This is a genomic window from Campylobacter sp. RM19072, assembly GCF_024723485.1.
Taxonomy (GTDB): domain Bacteria; phylum Campylobacterota; class Campylobacteria; order Campylobacterales; family Campylobacteraceae; genus Campylobacter; species Campylobacter porcelli.
The window spans coordinates 46,912-71,086 of the sequence record NZ_JANQCU010000001.1 but is presented as its reverse complement, the minus strand read 5'-3'; the positions used below and the strand labels follow the sequence as shown (position 1 = coordinate 71,086).

The 24,175-nt window shown below is 34.0% G+C and carries 23 protein-coding genes; 9 read left to right on the top strand and 14 right to left on the bottom strand.

Features of this window, described 5'->3' with window-relative positions; all coding sequences use genetic code 11:
* Positions 1-27 precede the first annotated feature (27 nt).
* Positions 28-702, top strand: coding sequence for a response regulator transcription factor (locus CSUIS19072_RS00370; RefSeq protein ID WP_086236590.1), 675 nt, complete (start codon positions 28-30; stop codon positions 700-702).
* Positions 703-719: 17 nt separating this feature from the next.
* On the top strand, positions 720-1,967 hold the full coding sequence (locus CSUIS19072_RS00365) for an ArsS family sensor histidine kinase (RefSeq protein WP_086236589.1): 1,248 nt from the start codon (positions 720-722) through the stop codon (positions 1,965-1,967).
* On the opposite strand, the gene CSUIS19072_RS00360 is transcribed toward CSUIS19072_RS00365, so the two are convergent.
* Genes CSUIS19072_RS00360 through CSUIS19072_RS00345 form a run of 4 tightly spaced genes read right to left on the bottom strand, consistent with a single transcriptional unit; the run spans position 1,938 to position 7,607 of the window.
* Positions 1,938-3,194 carry a ComEC/Rec2 family competence protein gene (locus CSUIS19072_RS00360; protein ID WP_086236588.1) on the bottom strand — a complete coding sequence of 419 codons (1,257 nt, stop codon included), beginning with the start codon at positions 3,192-3,194 and terminating at the stop codon, positions 1,938-1,940. The genes CSUIS19072_RS00365 and CSUIS19072_RS00360 overlap by 30 nt on opposite strands.
* Positions 3,195-4,490: a TolC family protein gene (locus CSUIS19072_RS00355; protein ID WP_086236587.1), complete on the bottom strand. Its 1,296-nt coding sequence runs from the start codon at positions 4,488-4,490 to the stop codon at positions 3,195-3,197. It abuts the gene before it with no gap.
* Between the two features lies 1 nt (position 4,491).
* Complete coding sequence (locus tag CSUIS19072_RS00350; RefSeq protein WP_086292741.1) at positions 4,492-6,417, bottom strand: MacB family efflux pump subunit; 1,926 nt, start codon at positions 6,415-6,417, stop codon at positions 4,492-4,494.
* Positions 6,417-7,607, bottom strand: coding sequence for an efflux RND transporter periplasmic adaptor subunit (locus CSUIS19072_RS00345; protein WP_086292743.1), 1,191 nt, complete (start codon positions 7,605-7,607; stop codon positions 6,417-6,419). The genes CSUIS19072_RS00350 and CSUIS19072_RS00345 overlap by 1 nt, the downstream gene beginning before the upstream one ends.
* 135 nt (positions 7,608-7,742) lie before the next feature.
* Between CSUIS19072_RS00345 and glmU the strand changes: the two genes are divergently transcribed.
* The 7 genes from glmU to truA are packed head-to-tail and all read left to right on the top strand — an operon-like array spanning position 7,743 to position 14,044.
* The gene (glmU, locus tag CSUIS19072_RS00340) at positions 7,743-9,047 is read left to right on the top strand and encodes a bifunctional UDP-N-acetylglucosamine diphosphorylase/glucosamine-1-phosphate N-acetyltransferase GlmU (protein ID WP_086292744.1); all 1,305 of its coding nucleotides are present in this window, start codon (positions 7,743-7,745) and stop codon (positions 9,045-9,047) included.
* Entirely contained in the window at positions 9,037-10,197 is a 1,161-nt protein-coding gene (gene coaBC / locus CSUIS19072_RS00335) for a bifunctional phosphopantothenoylcysteine decarboxylase/phosphopantothenate--cysteine ligase CoaBC (RefSeq protein WP_086292747.1), read from the top strand. The genes glmU and coaBC overlap by 11 nt, the downstream gene beginning before the upstream one ends.
* Positions 10,194-10,865, top strand: coding sequence for a hypothetical protein (locus CSUIS19072_RS00330; RefSeq protein WP_086292748.1), 672 nt, complete (start codon positions 10,194-10,196; stop codon positions 10,863-10,865). Before coaBC ends, CSUIS19072_RS00330 begins: the two co-directional genes overlap by 4 nt.
* Positions 10,862-11,539, top strand: coding sequence for a polyprenyl diphosphate synthase (gene uppS / locus CSUIS19072_RS00325; RefSeq protein WP_086236581.1), 678 nt, complete (start codon positions 10,862-10,864; stop codon positions 11,537-11,539). The genes CSUIS19072_RS00330 and uppS overlap by 4 nt, the downstream gene beginning before the upstream one ends.
* Positions 11,539-12,261: a prepilin peptidase gene (locus CSUIS19072_RS00320; protein WP_086292750.1), complete on the top strand. Its 723-nt coding sequence runs from the start codon at positions 11,539-11,541 to the stop codon at positions 12,259-12,261. Before uppS ends, CSUIS19072_RS00320 begins: the two co-directional genes overlap by 1 nt.
* The gene (locus tag CSUIS19072_RS00315) at positions 12,258-13,283 is read left to right on the top strand and encodes an LptF/LptG family permease (RefSeq protein WP_086292752.1); all 1,026 of its coding nucleotides are present in this window, start codon (positions 12,258-12,260) and stop codon (positions 13,281-13,283) included. Before CSUIS19072_RS00320 ends, CSUIS19072_RS00315 begins: the two co-directional genes overlap by 4 nt.
* Entirely contained in the window at positions 13,283-14,044 is a 762-nt protein-coding gene (gene truA, locus CSUIS19072_RS00310; protein ID WP_086292754.1) for a tRNA pseudouridine(38-40) synthase TruA, read from the top strand. Before CSUIS19072_RS00315 ends, truA begins: the two co-directional genes overlap by 1 nt.
* Before the next feature lie 2 nt (positions 14,045-14,046).
* Here truA and CSUIS19072_RS00305 read toward each other — a convergent pair whose 3' ends face one another.
* The 10 genes from CSUIS19072_RS00305 to CSUIS19072_RS00260 form a co-directional block, all read right to left on the bottom strand.
* Positions 14,047-14,385 (bottom strand): chaperone NapD, encoded by a 339-nt coding sequence (locus CSUIS19072_RS00305; RefSeq protein ID WP_086236577.1) that lies wholly within the window; start codon positions 14,383-14,385, stop codon positions 14,047-14,049.
* A complete protein-coding gene (locus CSUIS19072_RS00300; RefSeq protein ID WP_086236576.1) occupies positions 14,382-15,281 on the bottom strand; it encodes a hypothetical protein in 900 nt (299 codons plus the stop codon). The genes CSUIS19072_RS00305 and CSUIS19072_RS00300 overlap by 4 nt, the downstream gene beginning before the upstream one ends.
* Complete coding sequence (locus CSUIS19072_RS00295; RefSeq protein ID WP_086236575.1) at positions 15,278-15,742, bottom strand: 4Fe-4S ferredoxin; 465 nt, start codon at positions 15,740-15,742, stop codon at positions 15,278-15,280. The genes CSUIS19072_RS00300 and CSUIS19072_RS00295 overlap by 4 nt, the downstream gene beginning before the upstream one ends.
* Positions 15,739-16,275: a nitrate reductase cytochrome c-type subunit gene (locus CSUIS19072_RS00290; RefSeq protein ID WP_180379352.1), complete on the bottom strand. Its 537-nt coding sequence runs from the start codon at positions 16,273-16,275 to the stop codon at positions 15,739-15,741. The genes CSUIS19072_RS00295 and CSUIS19072_RS00290 overlap by 4 nt, the downstream gene beginning before the upstream one ends.
* Positions 16,272-17,057 (bottom strand): quinol dehydrogenase ferredoxin subunit NapH, encoded by a 786-nt coding sequence (gene napH / locus CSUIS19072_RS00285; RefSeq protein WP_086236574.1) that lies wholly within the window; start codon positions 17,055-17,057, stop codon positions 16,272-16,274. Before napH ends, CSUIS19072_RS00290 begins: the two co-directional genes overlap by 4 nt.
* A complete protein-coding gene (napG, locus tag CSUIS19072_RS00280; RefSeq protein ID WP_086236573.1) occupies positions 17,054-17,806 on the bottom strand; it encodes a ferredoxin-type protein NapG in 753 nt (250 codons plus the stop codon). The genes napH and napG overlap by 4 nt, the downstream gene beginning before the upstream one ends.
* A 2-nt stretch (positions 17,807-17,808) precedes the next feature.
* Positions 17,809-20,586 (bottom strand): periplasmic nitrate reductase subunit alpha, encoded by a 2,778-nt coding sequence (gene napA, locus CSUIS19072_RS00275; protein ID WP_086292756.1) that lies wholly within the window; start codon positions 20,584-20,586, stop codon positions 17,809-17,811.
* Positions 20,587-21,003: 417 nt separating this feature from the next.
* A complete protein-coding gene (gene ychF / locus CSUIS19072_RS00270; RefSeq protein WP_086292758.1) occupies positions 21,004-22,107 on the bottom strand; it encodes a redox-regulated ATPase YchF in 1,104 nt (367 codons plus the stop codon).
* Complete coding sequence (locus tag CSUIS19072_RS00265; protein WP_086236570.1) at positions 22,107-23,579, bottom strand: leucyl aminopeptidase; 1,473 nt, start codon at positions 23,577-23,579, stop codon at positions 22,107-22,109. The genes ychF and CSUIS19072_RS00265 overlap by 1 nt, the downstream gene beginning before the upstream one ends.
* Positions 23,569-24,174, bottom strand: coding sequence for a DedA family protein (locus CSUIS19072_RS00260; protein ID WP_086236569.1), 606 nt, complete (start codon positions 24,172-24,174; stop codon positions 23,569-23,571). Before CSUIS19072_RS00260 ends, CSUIS19072_RS00265 begins: the two co-directional genes overlap by 11 nt.
* Between the last annotated feature and the right edge of the window lies 1 nt (position 24,175).

The following is a 24,175-nucleotide window of genomic DNA, read 5'->3' as shown; positions in this document are numbered from 1 at the left end:
ATCAGCCCAAATTTAAAAGGCAAATATATGATAAAAATTCTAATGATTGAAGATGATTTTGAGCTTGCTGAGATTTTAAGTGAGTATTTAGAGCAGTTTGATATGAGTGTGAAAATATGCGATGATCCATATCTTGGGCTATCTACTCTTAATACCAGTAAATTTGATCTAGTTATTTTAGATCTTACCCTTCCTGGCATTGATGGGTTAGAGGTGTGTAAAGAGATACGCACCAAACATACAATCCCTATAATCATCTCAAGCGCTAGACATGATATAAATGATAAGATTAATGCTTTTGAATTTGGTGCTGATGACTACTTGCCAAAGCCATACAATCCTCAAGAGCTTCTAGCACGAATTAAGAGCCATTTACGCCGCCAAAATATAACAATGCAAGAGATCTCTCCAACTCAAAAAGATTTAGTTTGTGATGATTTTCGCCATATTATCACACTAAAAGGTGAGCCACTTCAACTCACAGTAGCTGAGTATGATATACTAAGATATTTAATCAAAAAAGAAGGAGGTGCTATCAGCAGAGAAGAGCTGATTTATAACTGCAACTCAATAAATGAAGATAGCACAAATAAAAGTATTGATGTTATAATCGGACGCATTAGAACTAAGATTGGAGAAAACCCCAAAGAGCCAAAATATATACACGCAATTAGAGGTGTAGGCTATAAGCTAGAGCAGTAAATTTAAAGAGTGCTTAAATGCGATTTTCATCTATTTTTTATACTATTACTTTGATTTTTACACTTGGAATTGGAGCTATTGGTATAGCCTTTTTATGGCTTATAGAGTATGATAAAGCCAACTATGCAAGAGAGCTAAACACTAAATACTCCATCGTAGCTAGGGCAACCTTACTCTATCTAAATGAGATAATCACTCAAGATGAGTATAAAGAGCAACTATCAAATTTATATATGCCACCAGTAATTAATGAGGATAAAAAAGAGAAAATCATAAAAGAGGCCGCTACATTAGAGGAGATCTCTACTGAGCTAGGCGTGAGTGCTATATTGTTTCATCAAAAGAAAAACTATCTTAAAATCACCAAAGATGATGAAACTCTACTACTTATTGATACAGCCTATCAATCTTATAGATATATAATAATACAGATTATCTTTGCTTTTGTAGCGGGGATTATACTGCTTACATATATATTCATTATAAGAAAGATTATGCCACTTGGTAAGCTAAAGCGTGAAATTGATAAATTTGCTCAAGGCGACTTAGAGATTAAAAATGTCGCCACTGGAAATGATGAGATTAGCCAGGTTGCAAGTGCGTTTTATGAAGCTGTAAGCCAGATTAAAAATTTAAATAAAAGTCGCCAACTATTCCTTCGTAATATCATGCACGAGCTAAAAACTCCAATCACAAAAGGCAGGATTACTGCTGAGATGATAGAGAAAAATAAAAATCAAGAGCGATTAATCGATGTCTTTGAGCGACTTGAGAGTTTGATAAATGAATTTGCTGCTGTAGAGAGAGCTACTTCTAGGCTTGTTGGGGAGTTAAAGCCGTGTAAGGTGCGAGATGTCATAGATGAGGCTATAGATATCGCTATGGCTGATAGCTCAAATGTCAAGGTAGAAGCCATAGATGATACTACTATAAAAGCTGATTTTAAGCTTTTAGCCATTGCGTGTAAGAATATGATTGATAATGCCTTAAAATACTCTGATGATAAATCTCTTAAAATTATAATTTCAAATAATGAGATAATATTCTCATCTAAAGGTGCTGCTTTAGAGAATGATTTGAAATATTATATAGAGCCATTCACACAAGGCTCAAACGCCAAAAAGAGCTTTGGCTTGGGATTATATATAGTATATAATATCTTAGAAGCTCATAAATTAAAACTACTATATAATCACCAAAATGGGGTAAATAACTTTATCTTTAGCCTTAATAAATCAAATCAAGGCAAAAATATAGACAAATAGCCCAAGTAGTGCTAACAATATCATTATCTGCTTTTTATATATCGCTAGTAAAGCAAGGATATTATATGCGATGAACTGCCATAAATCCACATTTGCCCTACCCTGCGATGGTGCAAACTCTATAAATTTTAAAACCCACTCATCAAAAATCCCACCACACCCAATAAGATGTAAAAATAGGCTAAGCGGATAGAATATTATAAAAACATATGCCAAAGGAATAACGCTAAGCTGATACCAACTCACAGTTGGAAAAAAGTAATAAACAGGAATATTCATCGCTAAAAACACAAATATCTCTAAAGCCAAAGTATGAATAAAAATACGCTTATAGCTACTTAAATCTTCTTTATTTCCAAAATGATAAATATATAAAAATATAAAATAAACCCCAAAACATGAGAAATAAAAACCTATAGAAAAAAGTAGCTCAACGCTAAAAGCAAGCCCGATTAAAATAGATAAAATCAAATTTCCAAAGCTAAATACCTTTAATCCACGACTAAGCAGCAAAAACCCAACCACCCCCATAATATATGAGCGTAAAAAACTAGGCGTAAAATCCAAAATATATAGATAAAATCCCATTAAAATAAACAAAATTAAGCTGATATAAAATCTCAAATTTATATATGGAAAGTAGCGATCTTGTAGCGGTTTGATCGTAAAATTTGATATAAAAAATATAAAAATAAATATAACACTAAGATGAAATCCGCTAATTGCAATAATATGCGCAATCCCCCAGTTAGTTACATTTTGGCGTAGCTCCTTACTCATCGGCGTTGCTAAATATAACGCACTATATAGTTCTTGAATTTTAGTGCTTGTGTGCTGGTTTATGATACTCTCTTTTAATCTATTAGTAAGGCTCTTTGGCTCATCAAAATCACTAATCTTAAAGCTAGGTAAGAAAAATCTAGAGGTTATATAATCTTTAAATTTAAGATTTTTAGTTATCACTCCTACTTCACAGCTACTACATTTTGGTAAATCTTTTGATCTAGTGTAGAATATAAATTTATCACTTTTAAACTGAAGTATATAATAATCCCCACTTTTACCCTGCCTTTTATCACTAAATAGCAAACTAGCTTTGATAAAACTATATGGCGAAGATCTGAATTTCTCATAATTTCTAAACTCCAAATAGAAATTTAGAGCAAAAATCACCATACAAATAGCTACAAATAGACTAAATTGCCTAAAATTAGCAAAGAGATTCATCTACTTTGCAATAGCTTTATAGTAGCTAAGCTCATCATTTAAAAGCTCAAATTTTTGATTAATTAGTGAAATTTGAGTTGAGATCAAACTATCTTGAGCCTCAAGTAGATCTTTTAGCTCCGCACTCCCTTCATCATATTTGCTCTTATAAATTTCTACAATCTTAGCTTGATCGTTTCTCATCACTATTAAATTCTCATATGTTTTACTATCAGTTTGATAGAAATTTATATACTTTATCACCTCATTTATAGCATTTTTTAGCGTCTGTTCGTAGCTTAATCTAAGCTTATTAAACTCAAGCTCACTAATTTTAATATATTTTTTTAGCTTATAATAGTCTAAAAATGGCAAACTAAAGCTTAAAACCCCACCAAATTGATTAAAATCAAAGCTATTTTTAAATTTACTATCCCCATCACTCAAGCTCGCCCCAAGCGAAAATGTAGGCAAAAGATCCTTTTGACTTAGTCTATATTGATAAAAGCTTGAGTTTAGATTCGCAATTGCTTCACTTATATCTGGGCGATTTGATAGCTCACCTATATCAAACCCTCCAATCCCTACAAATCCAACTTCGCTTAAGCTAAGCTCATCAAATCTCATATCACTTCTTGTAAGATTTTTCAAGCTCTCATAATTTAGCTCTAAAGATCTTTGGGTTGATTGAATTTGATTTTGGATTCTTAATATATTTTGTGAGCTTTGCTTAATGGATAAAAACTCCTCTTTACCATTTTCATACTTAATTCTCACAAGCTCATCAAGCATCTTTGCATTATCTAAATTTTGGTTTAAACTACGCAAAGAGTCATTAAGATATAAGATATTAAAATATATATTTGCTACTTGATTTATGATAGTTAGCCTTAAATTCTCTAGCGTTGATCTACTAGCAACCCATAGCCACTCTTTAGATTTATATTTATCATAAATTTTACCGAATATATCAAGCTCATAGCTAATATTAAATTTAGAGTTAAACCCACTACTAAACCCATCACTCCTACTAATATCCCTACTAGAGTTTGCCCTAATCTCTCCACCAAATGATGGGATATATCCATCGCTTGCTACATTTGCATTTAGCATAGCTATCTCTAAATTTAAAGCCGCCTTGCTAAGATCTTCGCTATTTTTCATAGCCAAATCAATAAGCTCATTTAATGTAGTTTGATTAAAGTCCTTATACCAACTCGGAGTATAAAACTCAACTTCTTTTATCTCATAATCTAGCTTTTTACTAGCACATCCGCTAATTATAAAAGCGATAAAAATAGCAATCACATATCTCATATCAATCCCTTAATAACGCATCAATTGGATTTAGCTTAGAGGCATTTTGAGCTGGAATATAGCCAAAAATTATCCCTATAAGGCTAGAAACCACAATAGCTATAATAATTGAAGCAACGCTAAATATCATACTAAATTCAGTGCTTATGCTATTTACAATGGCACCTACTAAATACGCCACTGCTACTCCAATCACACCACCAATAGCGCATAGTAGTATTGCTTCGATTAAAAATTGTAGCAATATATCTCTACTTTTTGCCCCTATAGCCATACGAATTCCAATCTCCTTAGTCCGCTCAAAAACACTCACAAGCATAATATTCATCACACCAATACCACCAACCATTAGAGATATAAATGCCACCCCAGAGATCAAAAGCCCCATTGTATTTACCGTGCTTTGGACGGTTTGCCTAATGGTATCTGAATTTATGGTAAAAAAATCTTTCTCTCCCCTAATAGAACTCATAGCTTCTATTAAGCCACTTTCAGCTACTTGAGTATTTACCTTTTCATTGATTTTAACAACTATAGAGCGGATATTTTGCTGACCAGTAAGCTTATTGGCTACTGTTGTATATGGCAGATACACTGTGATATTATCCGCACCAAATGAGCCTGGATCTTTATATCCTACCCCTATTATAGTAAATGGCTGTTTATTAAATATAATTGTCTTGCCAATAGGATCAACCCCATCAAATAGCTCCTTTTGAGCTAAATTATCAATAATAATATTTGAGCGAGAAAATATCAAATCATCAAGCTCAAAATCCCTACCACTTATAATACTAACACCAGATACGCTAAGCAAATTCTCACTACCACTTCTTAGGCTAGCGTCTATATTTTTACTGCCATATGTCAAAAGTCCAGAGCTATTAATCCTAGGCGTAGCATAATCTACAAAGCTTAACCCCTCAAGCATTTTATAGCTTTCTATGCTAAAATCCTTAAGCTTCTTAGCATTTCTATCACCAAAATTTTTGCCTAAATTCATAGTAATAGTATTTGTCCCCATGCTATTTATACTAGCTAGAATTTTCTGCTCACTCCCTTTGGCTAAGGCCACCACGCAAATTACTGATGCGATACCAATTATAATGCCAAGCATAGTCAAAAACGATCTAAGCTTATGAGCTTTAATAGCTGATACGCTCATTATAAAGCTCTCTATCAACCGATCTTTAAAGGCTTGGAAATTTGACTCTATAGATATATTTTTAGATCTATTTTCATAGATCTCATCGCTTTTTATCTCATCTTTTATTATATTACCATCTTTAATCTCTATAATGCGATTTGCCCAGTTAGCTATATCCTTATCATGCGTTACTATTATGATGGTGTGCCCATCTTTATGAAGGTCTTTTAAAATTTGCATTACCATCAATCCACTAGCACTATCAAGCGCTCCAGTAGGCTCATCACAAAGCAAAATTTCCCCACCATTCATAAGCGCTCTAGCTATGCTTACTCGTTGCTGCTGACCGCCACTTAGGTAGTTTGGCATAGTATCTATTTTGCTCTCTAAGCCTAGCTTTGCTAATAGCTCTTTGGCTCTATTTAATCTATCATTTTTTTGCATACCAGCATAAATTCCAGGCAAGGCTACATTGCTTTTAGTATCATTAGAGCTAAGTAGATTATAACGCTGAAAGATAAAGCCAAATTTCTTTAACCTAAGATAAGATAGCTCATCTTTATTAAATTTACTTATATCTTTGCCATCAAGCTCATAGCTTCCGCTAGTTGCGGTATCAAGGCAACCTAAGATATTCATAAGTGTGCTTTTACCGCTACCAGATTGCCCTATAATAGCTACGAATTCACCCTTTTTAATCTCTAAATCTATCCCTTTTAATACCTCAGTTTGAGTATTGCCAATCTTAAAAGATTTGCGAATATTACTTAATCTAATCATCACAATCTCATCATTGGTTTTCTTTGGTTATTCATCATATTTTTAATATTAGATGAATTTAGATGGAAATATATAACCTCATCGCCCTCATTTAATCCATTTAATATCTGAGTATTTATCCCATTTGTTATACCAGTTTTTATAGGTTTTTGCTCTATCTTATCGCCATTTTTGATATAGACAAATTTCCCATCTTTGCCTGATTTTATCGCCATTGTAGGAAGATACAAAACATCTTTATTTTCAGCGATTATTATTCTATTTTCTGTTGTCATTCCAATACGCAAAATCTCATCGCTATTATCTACATTTACCTTAGCGTAATAATATACTGCCGAGCTTGATGTTGAGCTAGTAGTTGAGCTAGTAGTTGAGTATTTGCCATCACTTAGCGTAGTAAGACCTGGGTCAATTGAGCTAATTTCCGCACTATATTTTTTAAAATTATTTGAAAGAATCGAGTATTCTACCCTATTTCCTACCTTTATATTTGGCACATCGCCCTCACTTACTTGTAATCTTATCTCCATTTTAGTTAAATCAGCAATATTAACTAAAGTTGGAGTCGTTTGATTAGCATTAATAGTCTGACCTACCTCCACAGGCACAGATACCACAACCCCATCAAAAGGCGCTCTAATATCAGTATAACCTAAATTTGTCCTAGCAGTATCAATCTCAATTCCAGTTTGCTTAATCTGAGCTTCAATCTCCTTTAAACTAGCCAATTTTAAGCTATAAGTATCTTTAGCGTTTTCTAAGCTTTGTTGGCTTGTGGCATTTTGTTTAGCTAGATTTTCCTCCCTTTTATACTGCTTTAATGCAATATCAACTGAAATTTTAGCCGAATTTAATTTAGCTTCTAAAATCTCTAAAGCCGCTAGTTGCTGATCTAGCGTGTTTTGCTGTTTTATGCTATCTATTTGAGCTATTTTATCTCCAGCTTTTACCCTATCTCCTACCTTTACATATAGCTCTTTTATCTGACCGCTTACTTGAGCACCTACATCAACTAAATTACGAGAAAAAACCTCACCCACAGCATCTACGCTTTGAATTATATCACCTCGCTTTACCATCGTTGTTATATACTCATCTTTTGGTGCTTCATCTCTTAAGCCCCACCACAAAATAGCTCCACTAGCTATGATAACACTAGAAATAATTAAAATTTTCTTGGATATTTTCATCTTCTACCTTGATTATTTTTAGCAAAATTGTAAATAATTTATGTAAATTTATTGTTAAGTCCATAAATCAAATTTAATCAATTTTAACCATATTTTAGATACAATATTGCCAAATTTAACCCCAAAGAAAAGAGTATGAAAAATATATCAATCATCATATTAGCAGCTGGTAATGGCACAAGAATGAAATCGCCAAAATCCAAAGTTCTCCACACTCTAAGCGGCAGATCTATGATTAGCCATATAATAGAAAAATCACTTCAAATCTCTGATGATATATCTGTGGTTTTAGGGTATCAATTTGATGAAGTTAGCCAAGCTATAAATAGCGAATTTAGCAGTATCAATATCGCAAGACAAGATATTAAGAGTTATCCTGGCACGGCTGGGGCTGTTATGGCAGCAAAGCCAAAATTTGATAAAACATTAATAATTTGCGCTGATATGCCGCTAGTAAAAGTAGAAGAGCTAAGATCAATAGCTCAAGCAAATAGCGATATAACCATAGCCACATTTGAGTCCAAAGATCCATTTGGCTATGGTAGAGTAATAAAAGATGGCAATCAAGTAGTAAAGATTGTAGAGCAAAAAGACGCTACTCCAGCCCAAAAAGATATAAATTTATGTAACGCTGGGGCTTACTGCTTTAATACAGATCTATTAAAATCAATTCTACCACAAATAAACAACCAAAACGCAAGCAATGAATACTACCTAACTGACGCTATAGAAATAGCTATAAAAGATGGTAAAAGCGTTGGTTCTGTCTTGGTTAATGAGCAAAATTTCATGGGGATAAATGATAAACTAGCCTTAAGCAAGGCTGAAATTTTAATGCAAAATGAGATTAAATCAAATTTGATGAAAAATGGGATTATCATTAGGCTACCTGATAGTGTATTTATAGATAGTAGAGCCAAATTTGAAGGTGAGTGTGAGATAGAGAGTGGATGTGTGATTAAGGGAGATTGCCTTATTAAAAACTCAATTATCAAAAGCGGCTCAGTAGTAGAGTATAGTACAATAATAGATAGCGACATTGGTCCAATGGCACATTTAAGACCAAAAAGCTATATAAAATCCACTCATATTGGTAACTTTGTAGAGCTTAAAAATGCAAATTTAGATGGGGTCAAGGCAGGGCATTTAAGCTATTTAGGAGATTGTCAGATTAATGAAGGCACAAATGTAGGGTGTGGCACCATAACTTGTAATTACGATGGCAAAAACAAGAATAAAACTATAATAGGCAAAAATGTATTTATCGGTAGCGATACCCAGCTTATAGCACCGCTAAATATCGCCGATGATACGATAATAGCAGCTGGTTCTAGCGTAACAAAAGATAGCCAAAAAGGTGATTTGATAATTGCTAGAGCCAAACAGAGTAATAAAAGCGGATTTTTCTATAAATTTTTTGGTATAAAAGATGAAAAATAGAGATATCCTATTAGCCGTTTGTGGTAGTATCAGCTTTTATAAGGCTTATGAAATTTTAAGTCTGCTTAAAAAAAATGGAGCAAATGTGCGTGTTTTGCTAAGTGATGGAGCGCTTAAATTTACTACCCCAATAGGCTTTGAAGCCCTTAGTAATGGTGTTTTAAGCTCACTTAATGAGAGCTGGGTGGGTGGACTGGATCACATAAGCTTTAGCAAAAATGATCTAATCATCATCGCACCAGCCACCGCTAATAGCATTAATAAAATCGCACTTGGGATTGCTGATAATATATTTTTACAAACCATATTAGCCGCATCTTGCCCCAAAATAATCGCTCCAGCGGCTAATCATAATATGCTACAAAATCCAGCGACAACTAGAAATTTAGAGCTTTTAAAAGATGGTGGCTATATAATAGTTGAGCCAATTGCTAAGACTTTAGCTTGTTTGGATTATGGAAAAGGCGGATTAAATGAGCCTTGGATCATTGTAGAAACTGCTAAAAGGGTATTAAATCAAGATAAATTCTATCAAGGCAAAAAGGTGATAATCACAGGAGGTCCAACAATAGAGAAGATTGATGACGCAAGAGCAATTACTAATCACTCAAGTGGCAAAATGGCAAAGGCCTTAGCTGATAGCTTCTATTACGCTGGTGCAGATGTAGTATTTATAAGCTCGGTTGATTTTGATACCCCGTATGAGACTATTAAATTTAAAAGCTCAAATGAACTTTTAAATGCGTTAAATTCTCAAAAAGTTACCCAAAATGATATTTTAGTAATGTGTGCGGCAGTTAGTGATTTTATCTGTCTTAATCCCAAAGATGGAAAGATTAAAAAAGATCAAATGGGCGATAAAATCGAGCTAAAACTAAATATTGATATATTGAAAAATTTAAATCTAAAGTGTAAAAAAATCGGCTTTAAAATGGAGATGGACGCACAAAATGCTCTAAATAACGCTAAAAATATGCTAATAGATAAAAATCTTGATGCTGTGTGCTTAAATATCTTAAATGATGAGATTAAATTCGGCTCTATTAAGACGCAAATAAGCTTTATAACCAAAGACTCAATCACGCAAACCGATTTAGCCCCAAAAGAGATAATCGCATCGCAAATTACAAAATTGGTGAAAAATCTATGATAAATAGGGTAAATCAAATTCAATCAGCAAAGATTGCAAATAATATCCCAACAATGATAAATTCGAGTTTGCCTGTGATAATCAAAATTTTAGAGCAAACTAGATTTAATCGCTATAATATCAAATTTGGCACTAAAACCATAAGCACTACAAGCTATACAGATCTAGAAGTTGGTAGTGAATATTACGCAAATATCGGTTCTCAAAGCGGCGGAGTGATAAGTATAAATTCCCTAACTAAAAGGAGCATTATAGAGCCAGTTTTAGATGGTGGAGCAAATCTGATAGAGATGGTAGCAAACTCTCAAAATCTCTCATGGCTCATCTCGCACATTAAAAATAAAATGGCAAATCCAGTATCAAAGGATGAATTTAGCATATATGCAGATATGATTATGGCGTTAAATGAAAATATACTTCATATACCATTTTACTATGATAATCGCTCTGCTCTACTTCAAATTCAGCTTAATAAAAATCCTAAAATTTACCTTCTATTTTCGATATTTGCACCATTAATCATCTCTATAAAAGATGGGAAATTTAACCTAATTAGCTCACAATACCCAAGCCTTGGCAAAGCCCTAGCTAGTGAATTAAAGTGCGAATTTGAGATTAAAGCTGTAGCTCCGCTATGGCAAAAAGCAACTATAAAGGCAACCATATGAATACCCTAAATCACCTAGCTATCATTATGGATGGCAATGGCAGATGGGCAAAAAGTCGCACTCTAGTAAGAACTGATGGACACAAAAAAGGTGCCGATGTAGTAGAAAATATAGCTATTTACTGTGCTAAAAATGGGATTAAAAATCTCACGCTTTATGCCTTTAGCACAGAAAACTGGAAACGGCCAAAAAGCGAGGTTGATTTTTTACTAAATTTGCTTTTAAAATTTATTAAGCTTAAGGAGAATTTGTTTTTAGAAAATAGCATTAGATTTCACACTATTGGGGATTTAAGCCCATTTAGCAATGAGCTAAAAGATGCTATAACTAATCTTAAAAACAAAACCAAAGATAATGATAGATTAAATTTAATCCTAGCTATAAACTATGGAAGTCAAAATGAGATTGTAAGAGCTGTAAATTTAGCTCTTGCTAGTGGGATTAAGATCAACGAACAAAGCATATCAAATCACCTTGATAGCGCTGGTTTTGGAGATGTGGATCTGATGATTAGAACAGGCGGAGAGCAAAGACTTAGCAACTTTTTATTATGGCAATCAAGCTACGCTGAGTTAGCCTTTACACCAACTCTTTGGCCAGATTTTACTAGTCAAGAGCTTGATAAAATCATCGCCAAATTTAGATCTACGCATCGTAAATTTGGGGCAATTTAATGCTATTTATATTTTTTATTTTTGGTCTATGTCTTGGCTCATTTGCTATGGTTTTGATAGAACGCTTACCAAATTCACAAGATATTATCTTTACTCGTAGTCGCTGCCCTAAATGCCATAAAAATTTAAATTTCTACAAGCTCATTCCATTAATCTCATATCTAGCCCTAAAAAGAGAGTGTAAAAGCTGTAAATTCCAAATACCAGCCATCTACCCTATATCTGAGCTTTTAATTGGGATTTTAGCTATTTTGGCATATTTTATTCAGCCAAATTTAATTTTAGCTGTAATTTTAGTGATAATATTTACCATTTTTTACGCTCTTAGCGTGATTGATTTTAGGCTAAAGGCTGTGCCAAACTCGCTGCTAATGAGCGGATATTTTTTAGCTATAATTTACGCTTTTATAAGCGATATTGATAATGCTTTAAACTCGCTTATTATCATTGGTTTTATGATAATCTTAAAAAGCACACTAATGCTACTGCGTAAAAATGCCATAGAGCCAATGGGCGATGCTGATAGCATATTTATTGGGTCTATGGTTGCTATTTTGGGGCTTAAATTGGGATTTATAGCTTTATTTATAGGTGCTATAATCCAGCTTATAATTCACTTAATTAAAAAAAGTAGCCAAATAGCCTTTATCCCAGCACTATTTGTGGGTTTTATTATTGTTTTAATAAGTAAATTTAATAATATAAATTTAGGATTAATATGAATAGAGTAAATAGATATCTTTTTAGTAGCTTTTTATCTACATTTGCTTCGCTTTTTGCGACGCTATTTTTGATAGTTTCGATTGTATTTTTTATTCAAATTGCTAGAATTACCAGCTATATTGATATTAATTTTTTAGAACTTATCAATCTATATCTATTTATGCTTCCAGAAATTTTGCTATTTACCGTGCCTATTGGGTTTTTTGTCTCTTTGGCTATGAGCTTTTTTAGACTATCAAGAGAGAATGAAAGTATCGTGATATTCACCTTAGGATATAGCCCAAAGGATATAGCTAAATTTTTCCTAAAAATCTCAACCATAGTCTCGATAATTTTGCTATTTATAGCCCTTGTCGCTATGCCTACGGCACTAAATTTATATAGTAGCTTTGTATCTTATAAAAAAACTAAACTAAGCTTAAATATCAAACCAAGCGAATTTGGACAAAGATTTGGCTCTTGGATGATATTTATAGATAGACAAAATATCGATGAAAATCTATCAAGATATGAAAATATCGTTCTTTATAATAATAGTATAGATGATGAGAGATTTATAACAGCAAGTAGCGGAGATATCACAAATGAAGATGCTAGGCTAAATTTAATCTTAAAAGATGGCTATATCTATGATATTAAAAGTAATAAATGGAATGTATCAAAGTATGATACGCTCACAATCCGCTCAAATATACAAGATAAATATGGAGATAATTTTAGTATAATTAAATATTGGCAGCAAGTAAATAGCGACCCAAAAGTAGCCAAAAAACTGACAATTTATACTCTAATAGCCCTATTTCCACTAGCTAGTGTGCTATTTGCCCTAAGCTTTGGTATAGTGACATATAGGTATGAAAAGGGGATTATTTATATAGGTATTTTTGCTGTTTTAGCGGCGTATTTTACCGCAATTTTGCTAATGTCGCAATATCCATTTTACGCAATTCCACTTATATTTACAACTACGATTTTAGCTAGTATAGCTACTTTTAAACATAAAGTTATAAAAAAATACTAATGAAAATCGCTCTAAAATATAGCTATAATGGCTCTAAATTCAGCGGCTTACAAACCCAGTCAAATATGCAAGCTGTAGAAGATGCGTTCAATGAGGCATTAAATCATGTAGGAATTTACGAGCCTATACTATCTGGTTCAAGGACTGATAAGGGTGTGCACTCATCAAATCAAATTTCAACCGTTCATTGTGGGGATTTTTGGGATTTAGATAGATTAAAAGAGCAGATTAATCGCCATCTTAGTCCATATATATCGCTTAAGGATATATATATTGTAGATGAGGATTTTCACCCTAGATTTAGTGCAGTGGCTAGGGAGTATAGATATATCATCTACCACGGCAAAAAGTCGCCATTTTTAAGCGATTTTGTATATTTTTATCCAAATTTAAATTTACAAAGGCTAAATCTAGCGCTATCTTACTTCATTGGCATACAAGATTTTAAGCCATTTTATAAGGTCGGAAGTGGCGAAAAATCCACAATTAGAGAGATTTATAAAGCCTATGCGTATCAAATTTACAAAACCCCACTAAGTCTAAAAAGGCGTAGCCTTAATCCAAATTTAACCATTATCAAATTCAAAGCCAACGGATTTTTAAGAGCACAAATCAGACTAATGGTAGCAAACGCCTTAAAAGCCGCAAATAGCGATATGGAACTGGCCAAATTTGATAAGCTTTATAAATCTCAAAAGCCACTTACCAAAATACCAGCCCCACCAAATGGACTATATCTAAAAAAGATATTTTTTAGATAAATTTATATATTTGGATTGCCATTATATTTTATATCTTTAGGATCCATTTCGTCTATTTTACGGACAATCTCGCCTATATCATTTGAATTGGCTTTAGAGATGTCGCTATCTAAATCTTGATAGCTATATATCATTGCTACACTGCTTACCCCATCTATACTCTCTAAAGCTCTAAACGCAGCTAACTCACTATCTAAATTATCACTCTCTATTAAAGCTACTATCTTATCGCCCTCTTTAACAGCTATTTCGCAATTTGAAATTTTAGCCACCTTACTAACTACTTTATCGCAAATTTCAGCACTCATCAAATTTATAACCACACTTGAGATATTATTCATTCCACACTCCAAAAATATATCTTATTATCATAGCTTGAGCCTATTAAATACTCACTACTAAATATTAGATTATTTAGTGAAGCACCATTATACTCAATATCCTTTACTATCTTACCGCTTTTATCTATAATTTTTATCATATTTTCTGTGCTAAATGCGGCATTATTGCTATTTACACCTACGCAATATACTAAAAATTTAGCATCATAATAAAACTCTTTTGAGCCATTATTAAAATATGCTTTTTTATCTGCTGAGCCACTTATTAATAGCTTTTCATTTAATCCTACGCTATAAATCGTATCTTTTTGAGCGTTTATCTGCTTTATAAGTTTTTTAAGCTTAGTATCAAAATAAAAAATCACACCACCTTCAATCCCAGTAGCTAAAATTCCACTTTTTCTATCATAAGCTGCGTCCCCTGTGCTAGATGTGCTAAGCTTGGTATTAAAAACAACCTTACCATCTTTAAAATCATAATACTCCACTTCGCTACTTAAAGTTACAAATATTATATGATTACTATCTAGCAAAAATATCTTTTTTACCCCATCAGTTGGCATTTTAAAGCTTTTTAAATTTCCATTTTGTATAATCCCAAGGGATTTAGCACCATTATCACTCTCATATAAAATCGCTATAATATCGCCCAATTTATCAATACTAAAAATCTTTGGAGCGACATCATTATCAAAATAATTTGAGAATTTTGGTAGATCTATTATCTTATTTAACTCTTTGCTTTTTATATCATAATTATATAATTCGCCATTATCAAGTCCTATTAACAAGCTATTATTATCAAGCTTTATACTTACAGAATTTGCAGGTAACTTCAGCTCAAAATCAGCCCACAAAAATGCAATACTCATAAATAAAACTACAAAAAATCTCATAAATTTCCCTTTACAATAACAGAGTTATTTACACACACGCTTACGCACTCACTACACCCTACACACTTATCATTAATAGTAGGTCTAAACATACCTAGATACTCAATTGCCCTAAATTTACAAATATCCAAGCAGTTGTAGCATATAACCTCATTCCACGCTAGACAAGTAGCACTATTTATCTGCACATTAGCATTAACCACCGCAGGATTACTTAAATTTAAAACACTCTTACCAGCAGACTCACACGCCACAGCACACTCTTTACAAAAATCACAACCAAGCTTATCAGGGATAAATTTAATCCTACCACCATCAAACTCAAGAAGTTCTCTATGGCAACTACTAACACAAGGATAGTGGCAATCTACGCAGTCAAATTCACCACTAAAGTATGGTGGCGGGATTATTCTAGGCTCTCTTTGCCTAAATTTAGCAAAGAGATTTTGCCTATCTATCATTTAATACCTTGATTTAAAACATCAACAAGATTAGATGTTCTATTGCTCTCTGTGTTTCTAAAATCAGCCTTAAAGTTATTTTTCACTAGCGGTTCAGCATTTGCTTGAGGGACATGGCATTGGACGCAGTTAAATCTCTCTGTATTTATCTCTTTTGTCTTTTTGCCAGTTGATAGATACATATAGTGGCTTTGTGGAGCTGGGATAGTCCCCATCTCTTTAGCTACCTCTATAGTATGACAAGTCAAACACGCATTTGATTCTAAAGTAATAGGCAATAAACCATCTAAGCTATGTGGAATAAGCGGTGGAGCATTCTCATAGCTCCTTTCAAATACCTCATTACTACCTGGCAAATCACCCTTCCAAGTAATCAATGGATTTTTTACATTTGCTTCATCTTTAAGCTCTACATTTCTAAGACCAATTTGTGTATCTTCTACTGCTGAGTTTTGTGCGGTGCTTAGATTACAAGCTGCTAAAACTAGTGCCGCAGTCGCACTAAGTAAAATATTTTGCAAACCCTTTTTCATTCTTCTCTCCTAAATTTTAATATGCTAAAATTAAGCGCATCATCATTGCAAGCCTCAACACAACGCCCACAACTTATACACTCGCTTCTTATATTTTTACTCTCTTTGCCTATTATGTCTAAAACTTGTATCTCAGGACAAACGGCTTTACACTTATTACAATGGGTGCAATTTTTGCTATTATGATATATGCGTATTAAGCTATATCTACTAATCAACGCCCAAAAAGCCCCCAAAGGACATATATGGCCACATATCAAACGCTTAGCGACAAAAGCCTCAATACAGATAATTATAATAGCTATACTAATTGCTGAACCACTAAGATATACAACACCTCTAGTAAATGCCCCAATATAGCTTACACTCTCAAAAGCCGCTATACTAAAAGCGAAGCTAAACACCAAGCTAAGCGCAAATAGATAATATCTTGAATTTGAACTTATATTAACTAGATTTTTGCCTATTTTTAGCTTAGTTCTTATATAAGCACCAAGATCTGTTAAGATATTAATAGGACAAACCCAAGAGCAAAACGCCCTAGGTGCTATAAGAGCGTAGAAAATAACCACAATCAAAGCTCCAACCACACTAGCACTACCTATACTAAATCCAGCCAAAAATAGCTGAAGCAATGCATATGGATCGCTAAGACCTATTACACCAAATAGCTCTGAGCTACTTAAATTTCCCTTTAGGATATTAACGCCATATATATTACCAGCTATAAATAATCCTAAAATGGCTAATTGAACTACTCTTCTAGCAATTGTGAATTTCATAGCTCATCTCCGTTTAGATATTTCATGCCCTTTTTGCTATCTAGATGCATTTTAGTATCTGCATCTTTTAGCTTTGCATCATCACCTTCTACCCAGCCTTTTACATAGTTATCGCCAACTTTACCAATAACCATATCTCTTGGAAGCACGGTTATAGCGGCTTTATCTGTTATACAAGCTATTTCACACTTACCACATCCAGTGCAGTAATCGCTATCTACTATTGGTAGTAAAAAAGCGTGTTTGCCTGTCCTTTCATTGCGTTTATAATCTATCAATAAAGCCTTATCTATTAACGGACACGCACGATAACACGCATCACACTGAATTCCAAAATACGCTACACAGTTTTTCTCATCGACAACTGCTACACCCATTTTAGCCATATTAATATCTAAAGCTCCATCTTTTGTAACTAGCTTTGGATCTAGCGCCTCAGTTGGGCACTCAACCACACAAGGAATATCCTCACACATAAAGCAAGGTATATCTCTTGGAGTAAAAAATGGAGTTCCAATTCCAACTCCGCTATCTTTAAATTCAGCTAATTTTAGCGTATCAAAAGGACACGCCTCAACGCACAGCCCGCATCTAATGCAACGAGTTAAAAACTCATCTTCATCTAAAGCTGCAGGCGGACGCAGTTTAAGCACAGGCTTAGCATTTGCATACTCTTTATACACAAAAGAGCTTGCAGCCAAAAGTCCAACTAAACTAAAACCCGTCTTTATAGCATCTCGCCTTTGCATTTTTACGCCTTATAAACTTTTACAGCACATTTTTTAAAGTCTGTCTGTTTAGACAATGGACAAGTAGCATCTAGGCAAACTTTATTAATATACACATTCTCATCAAACCATGGCACATATACCAGTCCTACTGGTGGTTTATTTCTACCACGGAAATCCACTCTAGCTTTTACTTTACCACGGCGACTCTCTACCCATACAATATCGTTTTGAGCTACGCCAATTTTTTTACCATCTTCTTCATTCATATAGCAAAGTGCCTCTGGAACAGCACGGTATAACTCAGGAACACGCATAGTCATAGTGCCACTATGCCAGTGCTCTAGCACTCTACCAGTACATAGCCATAGTGGATACTCTTTGCTTGGAGTTTCTGGAGCATCCATAAATGGTCTAAAGAATATTTTAGCTCTATTTTTAATAGATGTTTTTTCTTGATTAGTAACTTTAACTAAATTCCCGCTTGGCAAAGCCGCACCTGCGTTGCCATAGAATGCAAAGTCACTATTTGGAGCTGCTTTTTTAGCATATACATCATATTTGGTATTAAATCTCCATTGTGTCTCTTTGCCATCTACAACTGGCCATCTTAATCCTCTTACCTTATGATATGTATCAAAATCTGCTAGGTCGTGACCATGACCTACACCAAATTTACGATACTCTTCCCAAAGATATTTTTGAACAAAGAAGCCATAGCCTTTAAATACTTCACCATCGCTACCAACTACATTTCTACTATCACCAAATACTTCAGTATTATCAAAACCATCTATAATAGCATCATTAGCACTAAATGATTTAGCCTCAGCATTAGCAAATAATACATCATATAAAGTTGATTCTGGAGTATAGCCAAATTTAGCAGCCTCATCTAAAACGCTTGGTAGAGTTAGCTTATCATCTACTTTTTTCTCACCCCAAATCTCTTTTAGTTTAAAGCGTTTGCTAAATTCCATCATCTGCCATGTATCGCTCATAGCCTCGCCTACTGGAAGGACTTGTTGTCTCCAGTGTTGAGTTCTACGCTCAGCATTACCATAAGCTCCCCATTTTTCATAAATCATAGCTGTTGGCAAGATAAGATCAGCTACTTTAGCACTAATGCCAGGGTATGGGTCGCTTACTACTATGAAGTTATCCATATCACGCGCTGCTTTAATCCAGTGATTAGCATTTGCTGTATTATGCCATGGGTTATTTACTTGTACCCATATAAATTTAATCTTGCCATCTTCAAGATCACGCATAATTTTCATATATGGAGCACCTGGTTTTGGATTTAGAGTTTTAGCTGGAAGTTTCCAAATTTTCTCTGTAATCTCTCTATGTTTAGGGTTTGCAACCACCATATCTGCTGGTAAGCGATGTGAGAATGTTCCAACCTCTCTAGCTGTACCACAAGCACTTGGCTGACCTGTTAGCGAGAATGCTCCACTACCTGGTTTAGCCTGTTTGCCTAGTAAGAAATGCACCATATAGCTTTGCTCATTTACCCATGTACCACGAGTATGTTGATTCATACCCATCGTCCAAAAGCTCACTACTTTGCGTTTTTTATCTATATAGTAGTTTGCTAGAGTTTGAAGTTTTGTTTTAAATTCTTCTAAATCTTCATTATCATCGCCCTTAGCTAATTTTGCGACAAAATCAAGCGTATAAGGAGCTAAGGCTTTTTTAAACTCATCAAATGAAATTTGCCAGTGAGCATCTGGAGCGGCTGTGTGTTTATGCTCCATTGTATCTCCAGCTTTCATTCCTAGATATGCTAGTGTTACGCCTTCAGCTTCGGTTAATACTTTTGATTTCTCTTTTGCAGCAGTATCTAGCTCACTTGGTAGATATTTAGGATGATTAATATTTGCTCTCATACCATAACCGATATCAGCTGGACCAGTTGTAAATACGCAGTGCTCTTTTACAAATTTTTCATCAATTGCTTCTGGATGATTATATACAATCTCTCTAGCAATATAGTTCCATATAGCTAAGTCTGTTTGAGGTCTAAAGACAATCTCCATATCAGCAATATTTGATGTTCTATTTGAGAATGTAGATAGATTAATAATTTTTACATTATTTGGATTTTGAAGTTTTCTATCACTTACTCTAGCCCATAAAACTGGGTGCATCTCTGCCATATTAGCACCCCAGCAAACCACTGTATCAGTTAGCTCTATATCATCATAGCATCCAGCTGGCTCATCTATACCAAAAGTTTGCATAAAGCCCACAACCGCACTAGCCATACAATGTCTAGCATTTGGGTCAATATTGTTTGAGCGGAAACCACCTTTGATTAGCTTAACAGCTGAATACCCCTCTTGGATAGTATATTGTCCAGAGCCAAATACACCAATACCAGTTGGTCCAAGCTCGTTATAAGCTTTTTTAAATTGTTTTTCCATCTCATCAAATGCACGCTTCCAGCTAACTTCGACAAATTTACCCTTTTTGTCAAATTCACCATTAGAATTAACCCTTAAAAGTGGCTTAGTAATCCTATCTTCGCCATACATAATCTTAGCATTAAAATAGCCTTTAATGCAGTTTAGACCACGATTTACTGGAGCTAGCGGATCACCTTTTACAGCAACTATCTTGCCATCTTTAGTAGCAACAACAATACCACAACCAGTACCGCAAAATCTACACACTGATTTATCCCAACGCCAATTTTGATCTTTATTAGCAGCACCTAATGAGCTAGGCGCACTAAGACCAGCAGCCGAACAAGCAGCCGCAATGGCTGAGCTCTTAATAAAATCTCGTCTATCCATATCTAACCTTTCTGAAATAATGTAGAATTGGCGTTATTATATACATTTATTCATATTTTGCGACTTAAATTTATTTTATTTATATTATTATTTATATTATAGATTTTAGGGAAATTTAGAGTTTAATACTCTTAATATCTTTTTAATAGAATTTAAAATAATATGATAAAATCACTATTTAATCTATATAAATTTAAATTTAATAATTTTTATCCTAAAATATATTTGATATTTATTATCATATATATTGATTAAAATTAAAAAATTATATTTATTAAAATAAATAGTTTTTATATAGATATAAACAAAAATTGATTAATTTATAATATTTATAAAATGATTTTTTAAATTTAGTTTAATATTTCTTATTTATATAAGAATTATCCCAAATTCATTTCAAATTTAGGATAAATAGAGTTATACATTAAATCTAAAGTGGATTACATCGCCATCATTTACGATATAATCCTTACCTTCTAATCTCATCTTACCAGCTTCTTTAGCCTTAGCTTCGCCACCACAAGCGATATAATCATCATAGCTAATTATCTCGGCTCTGATAAATCCACGCTCAAAATCATTATGAATTACACTAGCTGCCTTTGGAGCTTTCCACCCTTTAGAGATTGTCCAAGCCCTTACTTCTACAACTCCAGCTGTAAAATAACTAATAAGCCCAAGCTTCGCAAATGCCGTTCGTATAATGCTCTCTAGCCCACTCTCATTTACTCCTAAGCTCTCTAGCATCTCTTTGGCTTCATCATCATCAAGCCCTATTAGCTCCTCTTCTATCTTCGCACAAAGCTTGATAACTTCAGCTCCACGCTCTTTGGCATACTCCTTTACACTTTTTACATACTCATTATCGATTGAGATCTCATATTCATTCACATTAGCACCATATATTACCTCTTTGGCTGAAAGAAGTCTAAGCTCTTTATTTAAAGCAGTAAAAACATCGCTATGAAACTCACTAAAAGTAGCCGCACTCTTACCGCTATCAAGATGAGTAGCTAAAGCTTTAGCGCACTCTAGGCTCTCTTTAGCCCCTTTTACATTTGCCTTAGCTTCTTTGGTTAATCTATCTATCTTTTTAGCAAGTTGCTCTATATCAGCTAAAATAAGCTCTGTTTCTATAATCTCAATATCTCTAATTGGATCTACACTATTTTCTACATGGGTGACATTAGAATCATCAAAGCACCTTACAATGTGTAAAATTACCTCAGTCTCTCTAATATTTGAAAGAAATTTATTCCCAAGACCTTCACCCTTACTAGCACCCTTTACAAGACCTGCTATATCGACAAATTCAATCACAGAGTGCTGAATTTTATTTGGTTTGACAATCTTAGCTAACTCATCAAGTCTAGGATCTGGGACTGGGACTATAGCTTTATTTGGCTCAATCGTGCAAAATGGATAGTTAGCAGCCTCAGCATTACTAGCTTTTGTAAGTGCGTTAAATGTAGTAGATTTACCCACATTTGGCAAACCTACAATACCTACTGATAAGCCCATTATTTCTCACCTTTTTGATAATTTCTAGCTAATTTTTGTAAGTAGTATAAACACGCCCTAACTCCAGCGCCACTTGCCCCAGATGGATTGTAACCCCAAGCCTTATTCACATAAGCAGGTCCGGCAATATCAAGATGAAGCCACCTATGTTTATACTCATCTTTTATAAATTTATCTAAAAATATACCAGCCGTAATAGCCCCACCATATCTACTTGAAGAGGTGTTTGAAATATCAGCTATATCGCTTTTAATCAGCTCTTTTAGCTCTTCATTAAATTCCAAAATAGTCAAATACTCGCCACTTCTACTAGCATAATTTTTAAACTCACTTTGTAATTCATAGCTATTGCCCATAACTCCACTTGTATATTCTCCAAGACCTACAACACAAGCACCAGTAAGTGTCGCCATATCGATAAGAAGCTCTGGGTCAAGCTCACTTTGCGCCCAATCCAAGCAATCAGCTAAAACTAATCTACCCTCCGCATCTGTATTTTTAACCTCAACACTTACCCCACTTCTAGTAATTAGCACATCATCAGGCTTATAGGCATTTCCACCAATCATATTCTCAGTAGCCCCCAAAACTGCGTGAATTTCAAATGGCAACTCCATCTTAGCCGCACCCATTATAATACCCATCGCAGCCGCTGCGCCACTTTTATCGCTCTTCATAGTTAGCATATAATCAGCTGGTTTTAAGCTTAATCCACCACTATCATATGTAAGGCCTTTACCGACAAATACAACTCTTTTAATACTTTGTTGCTTTGGCGTATATTTTAGATGGATTAGGCGTGGCGGGTGGATAGAGGCTCTATTAACAGCTAAAAAGGCGTTCATATTTTGGCTTTTTAAGTAGTTTTCATCATGTATAACGCACTCTATATTAGCGTAGCTTAGGCTTAGATTTTTAGCATCTTCAGCCATCTTTTGCGGTGTATAAATCTCTGGAATTTCATTTACAATATCTCTTGAGTAATTGACAGCTTCAGCTATGATATGAGCATGATCAATGCCAATTTGTGCTTCATCTATAGCGATTTTTTTGCTATTGTAATCCTCAGTTGAGATTAGAATTTTCTCTATTTTGCTATCTTTTTTTTCGCTTTTATAACGATCAAATTTATAATTAGCTAGTAAAAACCCTTCAGCAATAGCCTCAAAGCTCATCTTAACGCACTCACCAACATAACTAGCAATTTTTACGCTTTTAATATTTAACTCTTTAATAGCGTTAAATGCCTTAGCACTTGCTAGCCTAAGAGAGTTTAAATCAAGATTTTTAACACCTACATAAATTCGTCTTTTATTAGGCAAATTTAAAACGCCATCACCCTTATAAGAGTAAAAATCAAACTCACCCAAATCACCTACAAATCTATGGCTTAAATTCTTATCAACAATAAAAATCACCTCATAATCAGCCTGAATATCGACTAATTTTTTATCTACTAATTCAACAAACATTTAGTCTATTTTTCCTTTCATTTAATATTCTTTTTTCCATATATTTTAAACCAAAAAACAAAATGGCCAAAAACCCACCTATAATCGGCACGGCAAAATACCAATGAGACTCCGCCCACTCTATACCAGCCCATATAAGCTGACCAAAATGCCACGCCAAAAGTATGGTAATGGCCGCCCAAACCCAAGCACTAATTAAATTTATAAAAGCAAATTTTTTAGCACTATATCTAGTAATTCCTATACTCATTGGTATAATAGTGCGAAATCCATACATATATCTTTGAATAAAGATTATCGGCCAGCCAAATTTCTGAAGTAGTAGATGAGCCACTGCAAATTTACGCCTTTGTTTGACTAATTTTCTTTGGATATATTTTTTATTATAACGACCAATATAGAAGTAGATTTGATCCCCTACAAAGCCTCCTAGCCCAGCTACAAATATGATAAGAGCTAAATTCACATGCCCCTCATGAGCAAATATACCACCCAAAATAAGAGCCAACTCCCCTTCAGCAATACACCATAAAAATATTATAAGATATGCAAAATTTTTATACTCATATAGTAGATTTTTTAAAAACTCTTCCATA

Coding starts and splice junctions, on each gene's coding strand:
- glmU (WP_086292744.1), top strand. CDS start 7,743: ATGAAAAATATATCAATCATCATATTAGCAGCTGGTAATGGCACAAGA.
- CSUIS19072_RS00370 (WP_086236590.1), top strand. CDS start 28: ATGATAAAAATTCTAATGATTGAAGATGATTTTGAGCTTGCTGAGATT.
- napG (WP_086236573.1), bottom strand. CDS start 17,806: ATGCAAAGGCGAGATGCTATAAAGACGGGTTTTAGTTTAGTTGGACTT.
- CSUIS19072_RS00290 (WP_180379352.1), bottom strand. CDS start 16,275: ATGAAAAAGGGTTTGCAAAATATTTTACTTAGTGCGACTGCGGCACTA.
- CSUIS19072_RS00360 (WP_086236588.1), bottom strand. CDS start 3,194: ATGAATCTCTTTGCTAATTTTAGGCAATTTAGTCTATTTGTAGCTATT.
- CSUIS19072_RS00330 (WP_086292748.1), top strand. CDS start 10,194: ATGATAAATAGGGTAAATCAAATTCAATCAGCAAAGATTGCAAATAAT.
- CSUIS19072_RS00355 (WP_086236587.1), bottom strand. CDS start 4,490: ATGAGATATGTGATTGCTATTTTTATCGCTTTTATAATTAGCGGATGT.
- CSUIS19072_RS00300 (WP_086236576.1), bottom strand. CDS start 15,281: ATGAGATTTTTTGTAGTTTTATTTATGAGTATTGCATTTTTGTGGGCT.
- napH (WP_086236574.1), bottom strand. CDS start 17,057: ATGAAATTCACAATTGCTAGAAGAGTAGTTCAATTAGCCATTTTAGGA.
- CSUIS19072_RS00365 (WP_086236589.1), top strand. CDS start 720: ATGCGATTTTCATCTATTTTTTATACTATTACTTTGATTTTTACACTT.
- CSUIS19072_RS00350 (WP_086292741.1), bottom strand. CDS start 6,417: ATGATTAGATTAAGTAATATTCGCAAATCTTTTAAGATTGGCAATACT.
- CSUIS19072_RS00265 (WP_086236570.1), bottom strand. CDS start 23,579: ATGTTTGTTGAATTAGTAGATAAAAAATTAGTCGATATTCAGGCTGAT.
- coaBC (WP_086292747.1), top strand. CDS start 9,037: ATGAAAAATAGAGATATCCTATTAGCCGTTTGTGGTAGTATCAGCTTT.
- CSUIS19072_RS00295 (WP_086236575.1), bottom strand. CDS start 15,742: ATGATAGATAGGCAAAATCTCTTTGCTAAATTTAGGCAAAGAGAGCCT.
- CSUIS19072_RS00260 (WP_086236569.1), bottom strand. CDS start 24,174: ATGGAAGAGTTTTTAAAAAATCTACTATATGAGTATAAAAATTTTGCA.
- CSUIS19072_RS00315 (WP_086292752.1), top strand. CDS start 12,258: ATGAATAGAGTAAATAGATATCTTTTTAGTAGCTTTTTATCTACATTT.
- CSUIS19072_RS00305 (WP_086236577.1), bottom strand. CDS start 14,385: ATGAATAATATCTCAAGTGTGGTTATAAATTTGATGAGTGCTGAAATT.
- napA (WP_086292756.1), bottom strand. CDS start 20,586: ATGGATAGACGAGATTTTATTAAGAGCTCAGCCATTGCGGCTGCTTGT.
- uppS (WP_086236581.1), top strand. CDS start 10,862: ATGAATACCCTAAATCACCTAGCTATCATTATGGATGGCAATGGCAGA.
- CSUIS19072_RS00320 (WP_086292750.1), top strand. CDS start 11,539: ATGCTATTTATATTTTTTATTTTTGGTCTATGTCTTGGCTCATTTGCT.
- ychF (WP_086292758.1), bottom strand. CDS start 22,107: ATGGGCTTATCAGTAGGTATTGTAGGTTTGCCAAATGTGGGTAAATCT.
- truA (WP_086292754.1), top strand. CDS start 13,283: ATGAAAATCGCTCTAAAATATAGCTATAATGGCTCTAAATTCAGCGGC.
- CSUIS19072_RS00345 (WP_086292743.1), bottom strand. CDS start 7,607: ATGAAAATATCCAAGAAAATTTTAATTATTTCTAGTGTTATCATAGCT.